At 65.9% G+C, this 17,138-nt stretch carries 21 protein-coding genes; 13 read left to right on the top strand and 8 right to left on the bottom strand.

The window, feature by feature from the left end; all coding sequences use genetic code 11:
* The first annotated feature begins 10 nt into the window (after positions 1-10).
* Both MLD63_RS04880 and MLD63_RS04885 read left to right on the top strand, forming a co-directional pair.
* Positions 11-277, top strand: a complete 267-nt coding sequence (locus tag MLD63_RS04880; protein ID WP_255328774.1) for an acyl carrier protein — start codon at positions 11-13, stop codon at positions 275-277.
* Complete coding sequence (locus tag MLD63_RS04885; RefSeq protein WP_255328775.1) at positions 274-1,503, top strand: beta-ketoacyl-[acyl-carrier-protein] synthase family protein; 1,230 nt, start codon at positions 274-276, stop codon at positions 1,501-1,503. The genes MLD63_RS04880 and MLD63_RS04885 overlap by 4 nt, the downstream gene beginning before the upstream one ends.
* A gap of 273 nt (positions 1,504-1,776) precedes the next feature.
* Here MLD63_RS04885 and MLD63_RS04890 read toward each other — a convergent pair whose 3' ends face one another.
* Positions 1,777-2,241: a cupin domain-containing protein gene (locus MLD63_RS04890; RefSeq protein ID WP_255328776.1), complete on the bottom strand. Its 465-nt coding sequence runs from the start codon at positions 2,239-2,241 to the stop codon at positions 1,777-1,779.
* A gap of 106 nt (positions 2,242-2,347) precedes the next feature.
* Between MLD63_RS04890 and MLD63_RS04895 the strand changes: the two genes are divergently transcribed.
* Both MLD63_RS04895 and MLD63_RS04900 read left to right on the top strand, forming a co-directional pair.
* Positions 2,348-3,280, top strand: a complete 933-nt coding sequence (locus tag MLD63_RS04895) for a LysR family transcriptional regulator (RefSeq protein WP_255328777.1) — start codon at positions 2,348-2,350, stop codon at positions 3,278-3,280.
* Between the two features lie 81 nt (positions 3,281-3,361).
* Positions 3,362-4,978: a GMC family oxidoreductase gene (locus tag MLD63_RS04900; protein ID WP_255328778.1), complete on the top strand. Its 1,617-nt coding sequence runs from the start codon at positions 3,362-3,364 to the stop codon at positions 4,976-4,978.
* Here MLD63_RS04900 and MLD63_RS04905 read toward each other — a convergent pair.
* From MLD63_RS04905 to MLD63_RS04920, 4 genes are read right to left on the bottom strand one after another with little or no spacing between them, the layout of a single operon-like run.
* Positions 4,975-5,799: a metal ABC transporter permease gene (locus MLD63_RS04905; RefSeq protein ID WP_255328779.1), complete on the bottom strand. Its 825-nt coding sequence runs from the start codon at positions 5,797-5,799 to the stop codon at positions 4,975-4,977. The genes MLD63_RS04900 and MLD63_RS04905 overlap by 4 nt on opposite strands.
* Complete coding sequence (locus MLD63_RS04910) at positions 5,796-6,674, bottom strand: metal ABC transporter permease (protein ID WP_304363990.1); 879 nt, start codon at positions 6,672-6,674, stop codon at positions 5,796-5,798. The genes MLD63_RS04905 and MLD63_RS04910 overlap by 4 nt, the downstream gene beginning before the upstream one ends.
* On the bottom strand, positions 6,671-7,543 hold the full coding sequence (locus MLD63_RS04915) for a manganese/iron ABC transporter ATP-binding protein (RefSeq protein WP_304363991.1): 873 nt from the start codon (positions 7,541-7,543) through the stop codon (positions 6,671-6,673). The genes MLD63_RS04910 and MLD63_RS04915 overlap by 4 nt, the downstream gene beginning before the upstream one ends.
* Positions 7,540-8,418, bottom strand: coding sequence for a metal ABC transporter substrate-binding protein (locus MLD63_RS04920; RefSeq protein ID WP_255328780.1), 879 nt, complete (start codon positions 8,416-8,418; stop codon positions 7,540-7,542). Before MLD63_RS04920 ends, MLD63_RS04915 begins: the two co-directional genes overlap by 4 nt.
* Before the next feature lie 99 nt (positions 8,419-8,517).
* On the opposite strand from MLD63_RS04920, the gene MLD63_RS04925 reads away from it, so the two are divergent.
* The 4 genes from MLD63_RS04925 (at position 8,518) to dps (ending at position 10,962) form a co-directional block, all read left to right on the top strand.
* Positions 8,518-8,967 (top strand): Fur family transcriptional regulator, encoded by a 450-nt coding sequence (locus tag MLD63_RS04925; protein WP_255328781.1) that lies wholly within the window; start codon positions 8,518-8,520, stop codon positions 8,965-8,967.
* Positions 8,964-9,332: a YigZ family protein gene (locus MLD63_RS04930; protein ID WP_255328782.1), complete on the top strand. Its 369-nt coding sequence runs from the start codon at positions 8,964-8,966 to the stop codon at positions 9,330-9,332. The genes MLD63_RS04925 and MLD63_RS04930 overlap by 4 nt, the downstream gene beginning before the upstream one ends.
* Positions 9,329-10,393 (top strand): SGNH/GDSL hydrolase family protein, encoded by a 1,065-nt coding sequence (locus MLD63_RS04935; protein ID WP_255328783.1) that lies wholly within the window; start codon positions 9,329-9,331, stop codon positions 10,391-10,393. Before MLD63_RS04930 ends, MLD63_RS04935 begins: the two co-directional genes overlap by 4 nt.
* Before the next feature lie 95 nt (positions 10,394-10,488).
* The gene (gene dps, locus MLD63_RS04940; protein WP_255328784.1) at positions 10,489-10,962 is read left to right on the top strand and encodes a DNA starvation/stationary phase protection protein Dps; all 474 of its coding nucleotides are present in this window, start codon (positions 10,489-10,491) and stop codon (positions 10,960-10,962) included.
* On the opposite strand, the gene MLD63_RS04945 is transcribed toward dps, so the two are convergent.
* Entirely contained in the window at positions 10,940-12,136 is a 1,197-nt protein-coding gene (locus MLD63_RS04945; protein WP_255328785.1) for a LysR family transcriptional regulator, read from the bottom strand. The genes dps and MLD63_RS04945 overlap by 23 nt on opposite strands.
* A 120-nt stretch (positions 12,137-12,256) precedes the next feature.
* Between MLD63_RS04945 and MLD63_RS04950 the strand changes: the two genes are divergently transcribed.
* The 5 genes from MLD63_RS04950 (at position 12,257) to MLD63_RS04970 (ending at position 16,266) form a co-directional block, all read left to right on the top strand.
* Entirely contained in the window at positions 12,257-12,994 is a 738-nt protein-coding gene (locus MLD63_RS04950; protein WP_255328786.1) for a PIG-L deacetylase family protein, read from the top strand.
* 120 nt (positions 12,995-13,114) lie between these two features.
* Positions 13,115-13,519 (top strand): DoxX family protein, encoded by a 405-nt coding sequence (locus MLD63_RS04955; protein WP_255328787.1) that lies wholly within the window; start codon positions 13,115-13,117, stop codon positions 13,517-13,519.
* 52 nt (positions 13,520-13,571) lie between these two features.
* Positions 13,572-14,531 (top strand): VOC family protein, encoded by a 960-nt coding sequence (locus MLD63_RS04960; protein ID WP_255328788.1) that lies wholly within the window; start codon positions 13,572-13,574, stop codon positions 14,529-14,531.
* Between the two features lie 3 nt (positions 14,532-14,534).
* Positions 14,535-15,209 carry a 4-carboxy-4-hydroxy-2-oxoadipate aldolase/oxaloacetate decarboxylase gene (locus tag MLD63_RS04965; protein WP_255328789.1) on the top strand — a complete coding sequence of 225 codons (675 nt, stop codon included), beginning with the start codon at positions 14,535-14,537 and terminating at the stop codon, positions 15,207-15,209.
* Entirely contained in the window at positions 15,202-16,266 is a 1,065-nt protein-coding gene (locus MLD63_RS04970) for a 4-oxalomesaconate tautomerase (protein WP_255328790.1), read from the top strand. Before MLD63_RS04965 ends, MLD63_RS04970 begins: the two co-directional genes overlap by 8 nt.
* Before the next feature lie 31 nt (positions 16,267-16,297).
* On the opposite strand, the gene bfr is transcribed toward MLD63_RS04970, so the two are convergent.
* Both bfr and MLD63_RS04980 read right to left on the bottom strand, forming a co-directional pair.
* Positions 16,298-16,789, bottom strand: a complete 492-nt coding sequence (bfr, locus tag MLD63_RS04975; RefSeq protein ID WP_255328791.1) for a bacterioferritin — start codon at positions 16,787-16,789, stop codon at positions 16,298-16,300.
* A complete protein-coding gene (locus MLD63_RS04980; RefSeq protein WP_255328792.1) occupies positions 16,737-17,030 on the bottom strand; it encodes a (2Fe-2S)-binding protein in 294 nt (97 codons plus the stop codon). Before MLD63_RS04980 ends, bfr begins: the two co-directional genes overlap by 53 nt.
* Positions 17,031-17,138 lie beyond the last annotated feature (108 nt).

Below are 17,138 nucleotides of genomic sequence, written 5' to 3' on the forward strand. Positions count from 1 at the left end.
CGAGGCCGCGATGAGCGATGAGATGAGAACCCGAATCCGAGAGATCATTGCCGAACAGGCGATGCTGGAACCCGAGCAGGTCACCGATGATGCGACGCCCGAAGCCCTGGGCATCGACAGCCTTGGCATGGTCGAGGCGATCTTCGCGCTGGAGGAGGAATTCGACATCTCGATTCCCTTCAACGCCAATGAACCCGAGGCATCGGAATTCGACATCTCGACCATGGGTGCGATCATCGCGGCGGTCGAGCGGCTGGTGGCGGACAAGGCGGCATGAACGTACGGAACGGCGGGCAACGCCGTGTCGCGATCACGGGCATGGGCACGATCAACGCGTTGGGGCACGACGTTCCGGCGACGCTCGAGGCTCTGCGCGAAGGGCGATGCGGGATCAGCCAGCTGGACTTTCGCGACGTCGAGCGGCTGACCATCCAGATCGGTGCGCAGGTCCATGACTGGACGCCCGAGAACTACTTCAACCGTCAGCAGATCCTGCTTTACGACAAGTTCACCCAGTTCACGTTGCTGGCTGCCAAGCAGGCGGTCGACCAATCGGGGCTGGAGTTTCAGGGCGATCTGGGCCTGCAATCGGGCGTCGTGCTGGGCACGGCCGGCGGCGGGCTGAACACGTGGGACGAAAATTACCGCGTTGTCTACGAAGAGGGAAAGAACCGGGTCCATCCCTTCGTCGTCCCCAAGTTGATGAACAACGCGGCGGCTAGCCATGTCAGCATGGAATTCGGATTGCGCGGCCCGGCCTTCACCGTGGCGACGGCCTGCGCAAGTTCCAATCATGCGATGGGGCTGGCCTTCCAGATGGTGCGCTCGGGCGCCACGAAGGCGATGCTGACCGGCGGCTCCGAGGCGATGCTCTGCTTTGGTGGCGTCAAGGCGTGGGAGGGATTGCGCGTCATGTCGAAGGACGCGTGCCGACCGTTCAGCGCCAACCGCAACGGCATGGTCCAGGGTGAGGGCGCAGGCGTCTTCGTCTTCGAGGATTGGGATCACGCGCGCGAGCGCGGGGCCGAGATCCTGGCGGAAGTGGTTGGATTCGCGATGTCTTCGGATGCTGCGGACATCGTGATGCCATCGGCGCAGGGGGCCGAGCGAGCGATCACCGGGGCGATGAACGATGCCGGGCTGAAGCCCGAGGAGATCGGATACATCAACGCGCACGGGACCGGGACGGCGGCCAACGACAAGACTGAATGCGCGGCGGTCGCCCATGCCTTCGGGCATCATGCGGACCGGCTGATGATCTCGTCCACCAAGGCGATGCATGGTCATGTCATCGGGGGTACCGGGGCGATCGAGATGCTGGCCTGCATCATGGCGCTGCGCGACGGAATCATCGCGCCGACAATCGGTTACGAGGAGCCTGATCCAGAATGTGCGCTGGACGTGGTTCCGAACGAAGCGCGCGAGGCGAAGGTTGACGCGGTCCTGTCCAATGCCTTCGCCTTTGGCGGCCTGAACGCGGTCCTCGCGCTACGGAAGGCTTAATTTTCGGTTAACAAATCTCGTTGCACCAAGCGAACGGTGGCTGCGCAACAGCGCAACACCGGGGGCCGTGCTTTGCCCTGCAATTGCTGGGTTTGACGAGTCACAGCCCGTACACCGCGCGTCCACAGCCTGTACACAACCTGTACACAGGCTGCGAACGTGCGGTTAGGGGCGTGTTAAGCAATGTTGCCCGCGGGGTGTCGCGACCGCGCGTTCGGCGAATGCGCGGCACGGAGCGGGCATGTGATTCATGAACGGTCCACCCGCACTCTGTCAGGCTGCCGCCATCTCGGCAAGAGCGGGTGCGAAGCGCAGGCTGAAGCGGGCGGCAAGGGCGTCGATCTCGTGCGGGGTCTGCGGGGCTTCCACCTCGACCGCGGGGAAGAAGCCTTCGAAACCGCCGGGCGTCATCACGATCATCAGCCGACCCGCCGTCGCGCCGATGTTCTGGAACCGGTGGATCGAGCCGCGAGGCACCACGATCACGCCTCCGGCTTCAAGCTCGACGCGGCTCTCGTTGCACCAGAAGGCAAACCGGCCGTCGAGAACGCGGAAGCACTCATCTTCCCGCTCGTGGATATGCGGCGGCGGGCCTTCGCCCGGCGGGACCTCGGCCTCGAACACACCGAGGCGACCGCCGGTCTGCTCGGCGGTGATGCGAATGAGATGCGGGCCGAAGCCCATCGCCTGTTTGCCCGCGCCCGGCGCGGAATAGGCGGCATGAACGAAGCTTGTCACCTGTCTCTCCATCAGGATTGTGCGTTGCGGTGAAGGGCGTATACTTCCGTGGCAGATGGCCGATAAAGCGGGCTGACCGCGCAACATTGTCCGGATGAGCTGACGAATGAAGACGGTCGATCCGCTGCATGGCGTCGCGGCCTTTCTGGCGGTCGCCGAACACGAAAGCTTCACCATGGCGGCCGATGCGATCGGCCTGACGCGATCCACCGTCAGCGCCCAGGTGTGCGAACTGGAACATCGGCTGGGGCTGCGGCTGTTTCATCGCTCTACCCGTCTGGTCCGGTTGACCGCCGCCGGACAGGCCTATCGCGATCGTCTCGGCGATATCGCCGAACGGGTAAACCTGGCCGAATGCGCGGCCCGTGCCGAGCATCACGCGCCAGAAGGACGGCTGCGCCTGACCGCGCCACCTGACCTGTGCCATCGTTTTCTGGTGCGATGGATCGCGGAATTCCTGCTGAAGCATCCCGGCATGCGGGTCGAGCTTGACCTGTCCAACGCGCGCGAGAACCTGATCGAGCGGCGGCTGGATCTGGCGATCCGGGGGACGCTGGACGTGGAACCGAACCTGATCACCCGAAAGCTGGGCGCCTCGCCGCTGCGCATCTGCGCCTCGCCCGACTATCTCGCGCGGCGCGGGACGCCGGCGGCGCCGACCGACCTTGCGGCGCATGACATCCTGCATTTTGCCAGCCTGCGCCGCGGCCGTGTCTGGATCCTGCGCCGCGGCGCCGAACGGGCCGAAATGCCGGTCGTCCCCAGGCTTGAACTGAACGACGGATGGGCGCTGCGTGTGGCAGCCCTGTCCGGCGCGGGGATCTGCCAGCTGCCCGCGTTCATCGTCGGCGACGTGCTGCGCACGGGGGCACTGGTTCCGATCCTGACCGAATGGGACAGCGGAGATGTGCCCTTGCACGCCGTCTATCCTGACAACCGCCTGATAGCCGAGCGCGTCCGGACGTTCGTCGGCTTCATCGCCCGCAAGTCGAAGGGCGAGCCCGACCTGGTCGCCGGCCCCCAGCCGGTCCCGTCCTGAGCGTGGCGACCACGCCCCTTCCCGCAATGACGTTCAGTCTACCCCTTCCCCGCGCCGCCCCGTCGCCGCTATCGTGACGCGATGGACCAGCCTACATCCTTTCCCAGCTTCGATCACATCATCATCGGTGCGGGCAGCGCCGGCTGCGTCATGGCCAACCGGCTGTCGGCCGACCCTTCGGTCTCGGTCCTGCTGCTGGAGGCCGGGGGCAGCGACAACCGGTTCTGGGTGCATGTGCCGGTGGGCTATCTGTATGCGATGGGGGACCCTACGCTTGACTGGTGCTACCGGACCGAGCCAGAGGCGCGGCTGAACGGACGCAGGCTCAACTATCCACGCGGGCGGGTGCTGGGGGGATGCTCGTCCATCAACGGCATGATCTACATGCGCGGGCAGGCGGCCGATTACGACAACTGGCGGCAGGCTGGCAATGTCGGCTGGGGTTGGGACGACGTGCTGCCTTATTTCCGGCGCTCGGAACGGCACCATGATCCGGCGGATGACTGGCACGGCGATCAGGGCGAGATGCGGGTCGAACGCCAGCGCCTGAAATGGCCGATCCTTCAGGCTGTGGTCGAGGCGGCGCATGAGATGGGTCTTCCCGATTGCGTCGATTTCAACCGCGGCAACAACGAGGGTGTGGGCTACTTTCCCGTCACGCAGCGGCGCGGAATGCGCTGGAACGCGCGGAAGGCGTTTCTCGACCCGGCGAAGCGACGGCCGAACCTGCGCATCGAGACCGGCGCAGAGGTCGAGCGGTTGATCTTCGACGGACGGCGCTGCGTGGGCGTGGAGTTCCGGCGGCGCGGCGAGCGGTTCCGCGTCGAGGCGCGGGGCGAGGTGGTGCTATCTGCGGGGGCGATCAACTCGCCTGCCGTCCTTGAACGCTCGGGCGTCGGGCAGGGCGGGCGGCTGGCGCGGCTGGGGATCGGGGTGGTTCATGATCTGCCGGGCGTCGGCGAGAACCTGCAGGACCATCTGCAACTGCGCACCGTCTTCCGGATCAAGGGCGCGCGGACGCTGAACGACCGGGCAGGCAGCCTGTTGGGTCGCGCCGGGATCGCGCTGGAATACGCGCTGCGCCGGTCGGGACCGATGGCGATGGCACCCTCGCAGCTGGGGATCTTCGCGAAGTCGAACCCGCGGTTCCGCACGGCCAATATCGAGTATCACGTGCAGCCGCTGTCGCTGGATGCGTTCGGCGAGCCGCTGCACCGCTGGCCGGGGCTGACGATCTCGGTCTGCAATCTGCGGCCGGAAAGCCGGGGGACGTGTCACATCCACTCGACCGACCCCGAGGACGCGCCGGCGATCGCGCCGCGTTATCTGAGCGCGCAGGCGGATCGGGTGGTGGCGGTCGAAAGTATCCGGCACGCCCGCCAGCTGATGGCGACCCGGCGCATGGCCGCCTTTGCACCGGAAGAGGTCCTGCCGGGTGTCGAGGCGCAAGAGCCTGCGGCGCTGGAAGAGGCGGCGGGCCGGATCGGGACGACGATCTTTCACCCCGTCGGGACCACGGCGATGGGAACCGGGCCGCAGGCGGTGGTCGATCCGCGGCTGCGCGTGCATGGGATAGGCGGGCTGCGCGTCGTCGATTGCGGCGTGATGCCGACCATCGTGTCGGGCAACACCCATGCGCCGGCGACCATGATCGCCGAGAAGGCGGCGGCGATGATGGTCGAGGATGCGCGCGGCTAGGCGCGGGCGAGCTGGATCTGCCGGAACGCGAAGGTCGCGACGAAGATGGCGGTTAGGACCAGCACGATGGTCGGCGCGGTGGCGCTGTCGATCCAGAAGCTGAGCCAGACGCCGAGGATCGCACCCGACAGCGAGACCATGACCGCGACCGCAAGCATCCGGCCCAGCCGGCGTGGCGCGATCAGGTAGGCAATGGCCCCCGGCGCGATCAGCAGCGCGACCGACAGGATGATGCCCACGGATGACAGCATCGCCACGACCATGACCGACAGCATCGCCAGCAGGCCGTAATGCAGCGCCCGCGTGGGCAGGCCAACGACGCGGGCCTGCACCGGGTCGAAACTGAAAAGCCCGTAGTCGCGCCATGTGACGAGCAGGGCGGCAGTGACCGCCAGCCCGATGCCGCCCGCGCGCCACAATTCGGGTGCGCCGGTGCCGAGGATGTTGCCGAACAGGACGTGATCCAGATGCAGGTCGGTCGAGATCTGCGTCAGCATCACGATCCCCAGCCCGAACATGCCCGACATGACTACGCCCAGCACCGTGTCCTGCTTCACCCGGCTGTTGTCCTGCACGAAACCCGCGGTCAGCGAGCAGAACATGCCCGCGGCGAAGGCGCCAAGGATCAGTGGCAGGCCCGCGACATAGGCCAGCACGATGCCCGGCAGGACCGCGTGGCTGACCGCGTCGCCCATCAGGCTCCACCCCCGCAGGACGAGAAAGCAGGACAGCAGCGCCGAGGGAACCGCGATCAGCGCCGCGATCGCGAAAGCGTTCTGCATGAAGCCGTAGGCGAAGGGCTCGGTCAGGATCTGGATCATGGGGCGGTGTCGGGTGCCGGCGTCGCGGCGGCTGCGATCCGCGCCCGCCTGCGGGCGGCACGGATGCCGTGGGTCGGGGCGAAGACGAAGGCCAGCCCGAAGATCAGCGTCTGCAGGACGACGATGACGCCGCCGGTTGCGCCGTCGAGGAAGAACGACAGCCATGCGCCGACGGCCGAAGTCAGCGCGCCTATGGCGACGGCGAGCGCGATCAGCCGCGGGAAGCGGTCGGTCAGCAGATAGGCGGTGGCGCCGGGCGTGACGACAAGGGCGATCACCAGAAACGCGCCGACGGTCTGCATCGCGGCGACGGTCGAGGCAGCGAGCAGGGTGAAGAACAGAACCTTCAGCCGCTCGGGGTTCAGGCCGATCGTGCGGGCATGAACCTCGTCGAAGAAGACCGCCATCAGGTCGCGCCATTTCAGCAGCAGGATGAACAGAGAAACCCCGCCGATCAGCGCCAGTTGCAGCACGTCGCCGGGGCTGATGGCGAGGATGTTGCCCATCACGATGGTCTGGACGCTGATCGCCATCGGGTTCAGCGACACCATGAACAGGCCCAGCCCGAAGAAGCCGGTGAAGATCAGCCCGATCACCGCGTCCTGCTTCAACCCCGTGCGGGCGTTCAGGAACAGCATCGTCATCGCCGCGAGGCCACCCGACAGGAAGGCACCGAGGGCGAAGGGCAGGCCCAGCATCGCGGCACCCGCGACGCCGGGCACGATGGAGTGGGATAGCGCATCGCCGATGAGAGACCAGCCCTTGAGCATCAGGTAGGCGGACAGAAACCCGCAAACCCCGCCGGTCAGGGCGGATACCCAGATCGCATCGGCCATGTAGCCGTAGCGGAAGGGCAGAAGCAGGGTCTCGATCAAGTCCGGCCCTCACGGTCGGCCGTGCGGTGGCGCTCGTCGTAGAAGATGAGCGGGCGTTCATCGTCGGAAAAGACGTCGACCGCGCGCGGATCGTCGTCATCATGCAGATGTACCCCGCCGAGGACGAAGTGACGCAGCACGCCCCCGAACGCCTGTTTGAGATTGGCGGGGGTGAAGACCTCGGCCGTGGGACCGTGGGCCAGGACCGTGCCCTTGACCAGGATCACCCGGTCGCAGAATTCCGGCACCGAGCCCAGATCGTGGGTGGAGACCAGCATCACGCGGCCCTCGTCCCGCAATTCGCGCAGCAGGGCGATGATCGCTTCCTCGGTCTGGACGTCCACGCCAGTGAACGGCTCGTCCAGCAGGATCACGCGACCCTCCTGCGCCAGTGCGCGGGCGAGGAAGACGCGCTTGCGCTGCCCGCCCGACAATTCACCGATCTGGCGTTTGGTAAAATCGGTCATGTTGACGCGGGCAAGCGCGTCGGCGACCGCCTGACGATCCGCGGGTTTCGGGCGCCGCATCAGGCCCATGCGGCCGTAGCGACCCATCATCACGACATCCTCGACCAGCACGGGAAAGGACCAGTCCACTTCCTCCGCTTGCGGGACATAGGCGACGATGTTCTTCGCTAGCGCCTCCTTCACCGACAGGCCCAGCACGGTGACGCGTCCGGTCGATTGCGGGATCAGCCCCATCAGCGCCTTGAAGAGCGTCGACTTGCCGGCGCCGTTCACGCCCACCAGCGCGGTGATTGTGCCGGTTGGAATGGCAAAGCTGGCATCGGTCAACGCGGTGACGCCGTTGCGATAGGTGACCGTCAGATGCTGCGCCTCGATCCCCGTGGTTTCGCTTTGCGCGCTCACTGTGACAGGCCCTTCACGATGGTTTCGGAGGTGACACGCAGCAGGTCCAGATAGGTCGGCACCGGTCCATCCGTTTCGGACAGACTGTCCACGTAGAGGACACCGCCGTAACGCGCCCCGGTTTCGTCCGCGACGCGACGCGCCGGTTTGTCCGAGACGGTCGATTCCGAGAAGATGACCGGAATGCTTTCGGCCCGCATCTCGTCCACCACAGCCTGAACCTGTTGCGGCGTGCCCTGAGCATCGGCGTTGATCGGCCACAGAAACAGTTCCCGCAGGTCGAAGTCGCGGGCGAGATAGGAAAACGCGCCTTCTGATGTCACAAGCCAGCGCCGATCTTCGGGCAACGCGCGCGCGGCTTCGCGTAGTGGCGCGATCGCCTCGGCGATGCGGGCCTTGTAGGCTTCGGCATTGGCCGCGTAGGTTGCTTCGTTGTCCGGATCGACCTGCGACAGGGCCGTCGCGATGTTGTCGACATAGATTTCGGCCGAATCCAGCGCCATCCAGGCATGGGGATTTGGTCTGCCGTCGTAATCGCCGCCATCGATCGCGATCGGGTCGATCCCTTCGGTCAGTGTGAAGGCCGGCACGTCCTCCATCCCGTCCAGGAATTGTTCGAACCATCGTTCAAGGTTCAGGCCGTTCCACAGGATCAGGTCGGCGTCACGAGTCCGCAGGATGTCGCGGGGCGTCGGCTCGTAGCCGTGGATCTCGGCGCCGGGTCTGGTGATGCTTTCGACCGTGGCGAGATCGCCTGCCACGTTGGCGGCCATGTCGGCGAGGATGGTGAAGGTGGTGACGACCTTTGGCTTGTTCTGCGCAAGGGCAGGTTGCGCCAGCAGGGAAAGGGTCAGGGCGGTGACGAGGATACGCATGGATACTCCGATCTTGGCGCACGTTCTGCGAATCGTTCGCAACTGTCAAGAGATGAGAACCACTTGCAACTGGCGCCTTCGTTCGGCAGGGTGGCGGCCATGATCAAGGCCGATGCAAAGATCGAAACCCGCGCGAGGCTGATGGAAAAGGCGCTTCGTCGCGCGCATGTGCGGGTGACGCGTCAGCGCGCGGCGCTGCTGCGCGTGATCGCGGCCAGCGAGGATCACCCTGACGCGACCGAGCTTCATGCGCGGGCGGACGCTGCCGGGGCGGGCGTCTCGCTGGCGACGGTCTATCGGACGCTGACGACGCTGATGGCGCAGGGCGTCATCGAGAAGCTGGAATTCGAGGGTGAGCCCGCGCGCTGGGAGGCTGCGGATCAGAACCACCACGACCACATGATCGACATCGAGACGGGCGCGGTGATCGAGTTCACCAATGACCGGATCGAGGCATTGCAGGCCGAAATCGCACGCGAGATGGGTTTCGAGATCGTGCGCCATCGGCTGGATCTGTATGTGCGCCGCCTGCCGGAGACCGGGCGGTGAGCGGGCTTCTGGTCTTTGACAAGATCATCAGCGATCGTGGATCGCGATATGCAGTCTCGGGGGGGGCGGCGCGCGATCGCGATGGCGTGGCAGCGCTGCTGGATGAACTGCGGGGCCGCGGACGCTTTGCCAAGGCAACCCATCACAGCTGGGCCGCGATCCTGTCGGGCGAGCCGGCCTTTTCCGACGATGGCGAAAAGGGCGCGGGCGGGCTGATCCTGCAGATGATCGAACGCGCCGGGCTGGCCGATCACGTCGTCATCGTCACCCGCTGGTATGGGGGCAAGCATCTGGGTGGCGACCGGTTTCGACATGTCGCCGATGCGGTGCGTCACTACCTGGCCGAGATGGGGCAGCGGGCATGAAGACCCGGGTCGGGATCGCGGGCACGTCGGGTGCGATTATGGCCGAAGGCTGGCGCGCGGCCTTCGAGGCGGCTGCACCGGAATTCGATGTCGTCGCCAATGCCTCGCTGGGCTCCTCGCATCCGGCGATGCTGCCCTACCGCTTGCCGCTGCTGGAGGATGCCGGTCTGGACGTGCTGCTGGTCGACCTTTGCGTCAACGAGCAGCGCGCGCTTGGACGCAACCTCCACAGCCCGGACTGGGCACGCGACGGTTTCGCCTGGCTGCGCGGCTGGTGCGCGGATCGCGGCGTGCTGCCGGTGGTGCTGATCCTGCCGGCGCTGGGCGAGGCGGGGATGGCCGGATCGCCCGTCGCGGATGGCTGGGCCGCGATGTGCCGGGATGCCGGGCTGCCCTGGCTGGACGGCTATCGGCTGATCCGCCACGGTTGTTTCTACACCAGGCAGCCGCCGCGCCATTTCTTCCTGAACGCCAACCATCTGAACGCGCGCGGCACGCGTCTGGTCGCCGAAGCCTTGGCGCGGACATTGCCGCAATTCCTGATGCACGCGACGATCGGTGCCGCAACCGGTCCCGCGCCCGACCTGCGCTTCGTTCATGCGGGCGGTCGGCTGGAACGCCAGACCGCGCTGGTCGCAGAGCGGCTGCTGCGCCTGACGCTGGGCGAGGCTCATTCGGTCCAAACCGGGCCGGGTGAGGTGGCCGGCGTGGTGCACGACATGGCGCGCGCAAGCGGTGCGCTGTTGATGACGGGGGCGCGGGCGCGGGCCAAACGGCTCGACACGCCGCATCTGCAACCGGACGGTCCACTGCGGCTGGTCGCGTGGTCGCTGATCGAGCGGGTCCCCGCGGCCGAAGATGGGCATGTGGTGCTGTCTGTCCAACCCTCGCGTCTGCTGGCGGGTCAGGAGGATAACGACCATACAAAGCCCGACGCGGCGCCCGGGATCGAAGACCCGACGCTGGAAATCGCGGGGCTGATCATGCGCGACGAGCCGGCCGAGCGCCGGCTGATCGCCGCCCAAGGGATCACCGGCGATCTGCTGTCGCTGCTGGACTGAACCGGCCAGAGTGCCGGAAACGCAAAGTTTTTCGGGAACCGCCGTGCGATCCGCCCCGTTCAGACAGGGAATACGACCTGCGAAGGAGACATGTCATGGCCGTGAATGTGAAAGGGCTCAAAGACAACGCCCGCAAGACCTCGATTTCCGAACTGAACGCTCGACTGGCCGACGGCATCGCGCTCGGCCTGGCGATCAAACAGGCGCATTGGAACGTGAAGGGCCCGAACTTCATCGCGGTCCACGAGCTGTTCGACACCGTCTATGCCCGCCTGCAGGAGCATATCGATGTCATGGCAGAACGGGTTCAGATTCTGGACGGCGTCGCGGTCGGCACGGCGCAGAAGGTCGCCGCCGATACCACGCTGAAGGAATATCCGACGGACCTGGTCAAGGCGCAGGATCACATCAAGGCGGTGTGCGAGCGGATGCGCGACCACGGTGAAAAGCTGCGCGAGGCGATCGACACGACGGACGAAGCCGGCGATGCGGATACCGCCGACATCTTCACGGCAGCGTCGCGCACGGCCGACAAGGACCTGTGGTTCATGGAGAGCCATCTGGAATGATCGCAGGGTCGGGCAGCGCACGCAGCGCCTGAACCAGTTGCACCTGCGCGCGGGTCGGCAGCCAGTCCTGACGGACGGTCAGACCGATCGGTCGCGCAGGCCAGTCTATCGCGACACGAAGCGGCGCCACGGCGCCGCTTTCTATTTCCGCCGCCGCCTGAACACGCGACAGGCAGGCGAGAAAATCGCCCTGCGACAGCAGGCCGCGCATCAGGAGAAGTGATCCCGTCTCGATGATGCTGGCGGGCCCTTCGTCCGGCATAGCTGCAAATACGGTGTCGATCTGCGCACGTGTTGGGGTGCCGCGAGCCGGTACCGCCCAAGGCCAGGTCGCCAGCGCGTTCAGGTCGGGCGGAACCTCTTCCTGAAGCGGATGATCGGGCCGCGACAGGATCACCAGACGATCGTCGAAAAGCCTTTCCTGCACCACGTCACCGATGGGCGCCGGATCGCGCAGGGCGCCGACCATGAGATCGATGTCGCCGCGCCGCAGGCTGGCCAGCATGTCGTCATAGCGCCCGTCGATCACCGTGACCGGCAGCGTGGGGCGAAGGCGACGGAACGCGGCCAGCGCGCGCGGCAGCAGGACCGAGCGCGACAGCGGCAGCGCACCGATCACGATCCGGCCGACCTCTCGCCCGTCAAAATCGGCAAGATCCGCTTCGGCCTGTGTCAGTTCGGCCAACGCCAGCTGCGCCGCACGGGTGATCGCCTGGCAGGCGGGCGTGGGCACGACGCCGTGGCTGGTGCGCTGGAAAAGCTTGCGATCCGCCTCGCGCTCGATCTGGGCGACGGCGCGATGAACCGTCGGCTGTGACAGGCCGAGCCGGCGAGCGGCGAGCGAGAAGTTCTCGGCCTCGGCCACGGCGATCAGTGCCTGAAGTTGTGACGCGCTGACGATGCGGGCGGCCCGTGGCGAGATGTCGGACAGCGCACCATCGATCAGTGCCAATGCCCGTCGCGCGCGACGCAGCAGCAGATCGCCGCGTTCGGTGACGAAGAGCCCCTGCGGGCTGCGTTCAAAGATCGGGCCGCCCGCCTGGATCTCCAGCCCGGCAATCGCTTGGGTGACGGCGGGCTGCGAGACCAGGCCCTGCTCGGCCGCGCGGGTGATGCTGCCCGTGTCGGCGGCGGCAAGACAGACGCGAAGATGCCGCAGATTGCGAAAGGTCATTGTTCGGTCCGCCTTGTGCCGAAACCATTATAGCCGAAACTTATGCGGGTGGGAGGGTTTGCGATTTGCGGCTTGCTTCCAGGTCCCGCAGGATTGCGCCATCAATTCAGGAGGACACAGATGGCCGAGGATGCGCCGAAGACCGCGCTGGTGATTTCTGCACATGCCGCCGATTTCGTCTGGCGCTGTGGCGGTGCCATCGCCCTGCATGCCGAGATGGGCTATCAGGTGACGGTCGCCTGCCTGTCCTTCGGCGAGCGCGGCGAAAGTGCGCGCCTGTGGAAAGAGGGCAAGAGCCTCGACGAGGTCAAGGCCATCCGCCGTGGGGAAGCGGAAGCGGCGGCCAACATCCTTGGCGTTCACCGTCTCGAATGTTTCGATCTGGGTGACTACCCGCTGCATCTGGAGCGTGAGGACAAGTTCAGGCTGGTCGATCTGATCCGCGAGGTTCAGCCGCGCTTCATGCTGAGCCACAGCCAGTACGATCCCTACAACACCGACCACATGTACACGACGCAGCTGGCGCTGGAATGTCGGATGGTCGCGCAGGCCTGGGGGCACAATCCCGGCCAGAAGGTGCTGGGCGCCCCGCAGCTTTACCTATTCGAGCCGCACCAGACCGAACAGATGGGCTGGAAGCCGGACACGTTCCTCGACATCACGCCGGTCTGGGACAAGAAGCGTGCCGCGATGGAAGAGATGAACGGACAGGTTCATCTGTGGGATTACTACACCCGCGTGGCTGAACAACGCGCCAACCATTTCAAGCGCAACTCGGGCGGTCAGTCCGGCGGCCGCGATTGTCGCTACGCCGAGGGGTTCCAGTCGATCTTTCCGCGCACGGTCGACGAGTTGTGAGCGCAGGCGTTCGATTTTCGCGAAGCCCGGGTTCGTTCCGCGACGCAGTCGTTCGCGTTGACAGAACAGGCGGAAGCTGGTGGGTCGTCGGTATCGTGTTTCTTCCGAAAGGCCCCGATGATGACCTTCCTTTCCCCCTACGCGCCGCAGCTGCGTTCCGTCCTGCGGATCATGGCCGGACTGCTGTTCCTGCAGCACGGCACCACCAAGTATCTGTCGCTTCCGGTCGGACCCATGAACGGCGTTCCGATGTTCAGCATGGGCGGCATCGCCGGCCTGATCGAGCTGATCGGCGGCGCGCTCTTGGTGATCGGCCTCTTCACCCGTCCGGTCGCGTTCCTGTGCAGCGGCCTGATGGCAGCGGCCTATTTCATCGCCCACGCGCCGGGCGGGTTCTTCCCGCTGCTGAACGGCGGCGAACTGGCCGCGCTTTACTGCTTCGTCTTCCTGTATCTGGCTGCGGCCGGACCGGGCCCGTGGTCGGTCGATGCCGCCCGCGGCAAGGAGACGGCCTACACCGCCTGAAGCGCGCCGGGGCGTGCCAGTGGCGCGCCCCGGTTCGAAAAGGGAGGGTACAATGAGCGACGAACGCTGTTTCGACATCGCCCATCTGGGCCATGTCGAGATGCTGACCGACCGGTTCGAGGAAAGTCTGGATTTCTTCACCCGGATTTACGGCCTGAAACTGTCCGGGCAGGATGCCGACAGCGCTTATCTGCGGGCCTGGGACGATTACGAATATTGTTCGCTGAAGCTGACGCGCGCCGGGACGACCGGCGTCGGTCACATCGGCTACCGCGCTGCCAGCCCGGCGGCGCTGGAGCGTCGGGTCGCTGCGATCGAGACATCAGGCTACGAGGTGATCGGCTGGGTGGATGGCGATGACAGCCACGGCCGCGCGTTCCGGTTTCGCGACCCGTTCGGCCACGTCTTCGAGATCTATCACGATACCCGCTGGTATCAGCCGCAGGACGATGCCGAACGCGCCGCGCTGAAGAACACCGCCAGCGCCTTTACCGGCGCGGCACCGCGGCGGATCGACCATGTGAACCTGCTGGCCGAGGATGTGACCGAGTTCCGTCGCTTCATGGAGACCTGTCTCGGCAGCCGCGTGACCGAGATGATCCAGCTCGACAACGGTCGCATCGGCGGCTGCTGGTTCACGATCAACGACAAGAGCTACGATCTGGCCTGCACCGAGGAACACGGGCGCGGAAACGGACGCCTGCACCACGTCACCTACGCCTCCGACCAGCGCGAGGACATCCTGCGCGCGGCCGATATCTTCCTGCAGAATGGCGTCCATATCGAGACCGGACCGCATAAGCACGCGATCCAGGGGACGTTCTTCCTGTATGTCTGGGAGCCGGCCGGCAACCGCGTCGAATTGGCGAATGCGGGCGCACGCCTGATCCTCGCCCCGGACTGGAGGCCGATCGTCTGGACCGAGGCCGACCGCAGGAAGGGTCAGGCCTGGGGGCTGAAGACGATCGAGACCTTCCACACCCACGGCACCCCGCCCGTTTCAAAGGAGTGAATCATGAGCCATGTCGTCAGGCAGAAGATCGACCGCGCGGACAAGGATGTGATCGCAGCGCTGGCGCGCGCGGGCGTCGCCACCGTGCATGAGGCGCAGGGTCGCACCGGCTGTCTGGCGCGCGAACTGCGACCGATCTACGCGGGTGCTCAGATTGCGGGATCTGCCGTGACCATCTCGGTTCCGCCGGGCGACAACTGGATGCTGCATGTCGCGATCGAGCAGGTGCAGCCCGGCGACGTGCTGGTGCTGGCTCCGACCTCGCCCTGCAGCGACGGCTATTTCGGCGACCTGCTGGCGACCTCTGCCAAGGCGCGGGGCTGCGTCGGCATGGTGACCGATGGCGGCGTGCGCGACGTGCGCGACCTGACCGAGATGGCGTTTCCGGTCTGGACGAAGTGGATTTCGGCGCAGGGCACGGTCAAGGAAACGCTGGGCTCGGTCAACGTGCCGATTTCGGTGGGTGGGCAGATCATCCATCCGGGCGACGTGATCGTCGCGGATGACGACGGGGTCTGCGTGGTCGCCCGTGCCGACGCGGAAGGCGTGCTGAAGGCCGCCGAGGCGCGGATGGCAAACGAGGGCGAGAAACGGCAGAAGCTGGCCGCCGGAACGCTGGGTCTGGACATGTACGACATGCGCGGTCGGTTGGAGGCCAAGGGGCTGAAATATGTCTGACGGGTCGGGGGCGGGGGGCATTCCCTGCCTGTGGATGCGCGGAGGCACCTCGAAAGGTGCCTACTTCCTGGCCGACGATCTGCCGAATGATTCCGCCGAGCGCGACGATCTGCTGCTTCGCATCATGGGTTCACCCGACCCGACACAGATCGACGGGATCGGCGGGGCCGATCCGCTGACATCAAAGGTCGCGGTGCTGTCGCCGGGGACCGAGGGCGCGGATGTGGATTACCTGTTCCTGCAGGTTTTCGTCGATCGCGCGCTGGTGTCGGATGCGCAGGGTTGCGGCAACATCCTGGCGGGTGTCGGACCGGCGGCGATCGAACGTGGGCTCGTCACGGCCGACGATGGCGAGACGGCGATCCGCATCCGCATGGTCAATACCGGCGAGATCGCGGTGGCGACGGTGCAGACGCCCGGCGGACGCGTCCGATACGACGGCGAGGCGCGGATCGACGGCGTGCCGGGCGGTGCTGCGCCGATCCCGCTGATGTTTCAGGGCACCGAAGGTTCGATGTGCGGCGCGCTGCTGCCGTCCGGAAATGTCACGGACACGATCAACGGTGTGGACTGCACACTGATCGATAACGGCATGCCCTGCGTCATCGTGGCGGCCGCGGATCTGGGCCTGAGCGGGCAGGAGGATCGCGACACGATCGAGGCGATGGGCGACCTCAAGGCGCGGATCGAGCACATCCGGCTGCAGGCGGGGCCGATGATGAATTTGGGCGACGTGACCGAGAAATCGGTGCCGAAGATGACGCTGGTCTCTGCCCCGATGAAGGGTGGCGCGATCTCGACCCGCAGCCTGATCCCGCATCGCGTTCATGCGACGATTGGGGTCTTTGCGGCTATCACCGTGGCGACCGCCTGCACATTGGCCGGCTCGCCCGCAGCGCGGATCGCACGTATGCCGCGCGACGGGCGTTTCGCGGTCGAGCATCCGACCGGCGCGGCCGAGGTGCTGCTGGAACTGGACGAAGACGGTGCCGTCCAGCGCGCCGGAACGTTGCGCACGGCAAGAAAACTGTTCGACGGACTGGTCTTTCCGCGCTGAGATCGAAAAAGGGGGCTGAAGCCCCCTTGTCTTAGTCCGACTCCGCCTCGTCCGCGGATTTGGCGTTGAGGTGCCCGTAATGTTCGGCACCGATGCTGCCGTAGAGTTCGAGTTGAGTTTCGAGGAAGTCGATATGGCCTTCCTCGTCGGTGATCAGCGCCTCGAACAGGTTTTTCGATACGTAGTCGCCGACCTTCTCGCAGTGATCGCGCGCCTCGATATAGAGGTTGCGGGCGTCATGTTCGCCGGCAAGGTCCGCTTCCAGCGTTTCGTGCAAGGTCTGGCCGATCCGCAGCGGGTCGAGCTTCTGCAGGTTAGGATGTCCCTCGAGGAAGATGATGCGCTGGATCAGCCGGTCGGCGTGATGCATCTCTTCGATCGATTCGGCGCGCGACTTGTCGGCGATCTTGCCGAAGCCCCAGTCTTCCTGCAGGCGATAATGCAGCCAGTACTGGCTGACCGCCGTCAGTTCAGACCGCAGTGCGGCGTTGAGATAGTCGATGACCTTGGCGTCGCCCTTCATGCGTGGCTCCCTCTGCAGCGCTCTCGTTCCGCCGCAAGATCGGCGGCGCGACGCCGAGCCTATCGCAACGGCGCATGGTGTCCAGCAACAGCGGCATGCAGCCGCCGCAATCGGCGCGCTTGCCAAGCGCGTGATAGATCTTGCCGGGTGTGATGATGGTTTCGGGGTCGGCGCTGCGCATCCAGTCCACTGCGGCGCGGATGTCGTGATCGGATATCTGGTTACAGTGGCAGACGATCATGGACGACCCCTTTCGCACGAGGGCCAAACTACGGAAAGACTCGGGATTGTAAAGCCCGAGCGTTTCACTTTCTGCGCGGGCCTTGACCGCATCGCCGCTTGGCGCAAG

Source organism: Paracoccus albicereus, from assembly GCF_024359525.1.
Taxonomy (GTDB): Bacteria; Pseudomonadota; Alphaproteobacteria; order Rhodobacterales; family Rhodobacteraceae; genus Paracoccus; species Paracoccus albicereus.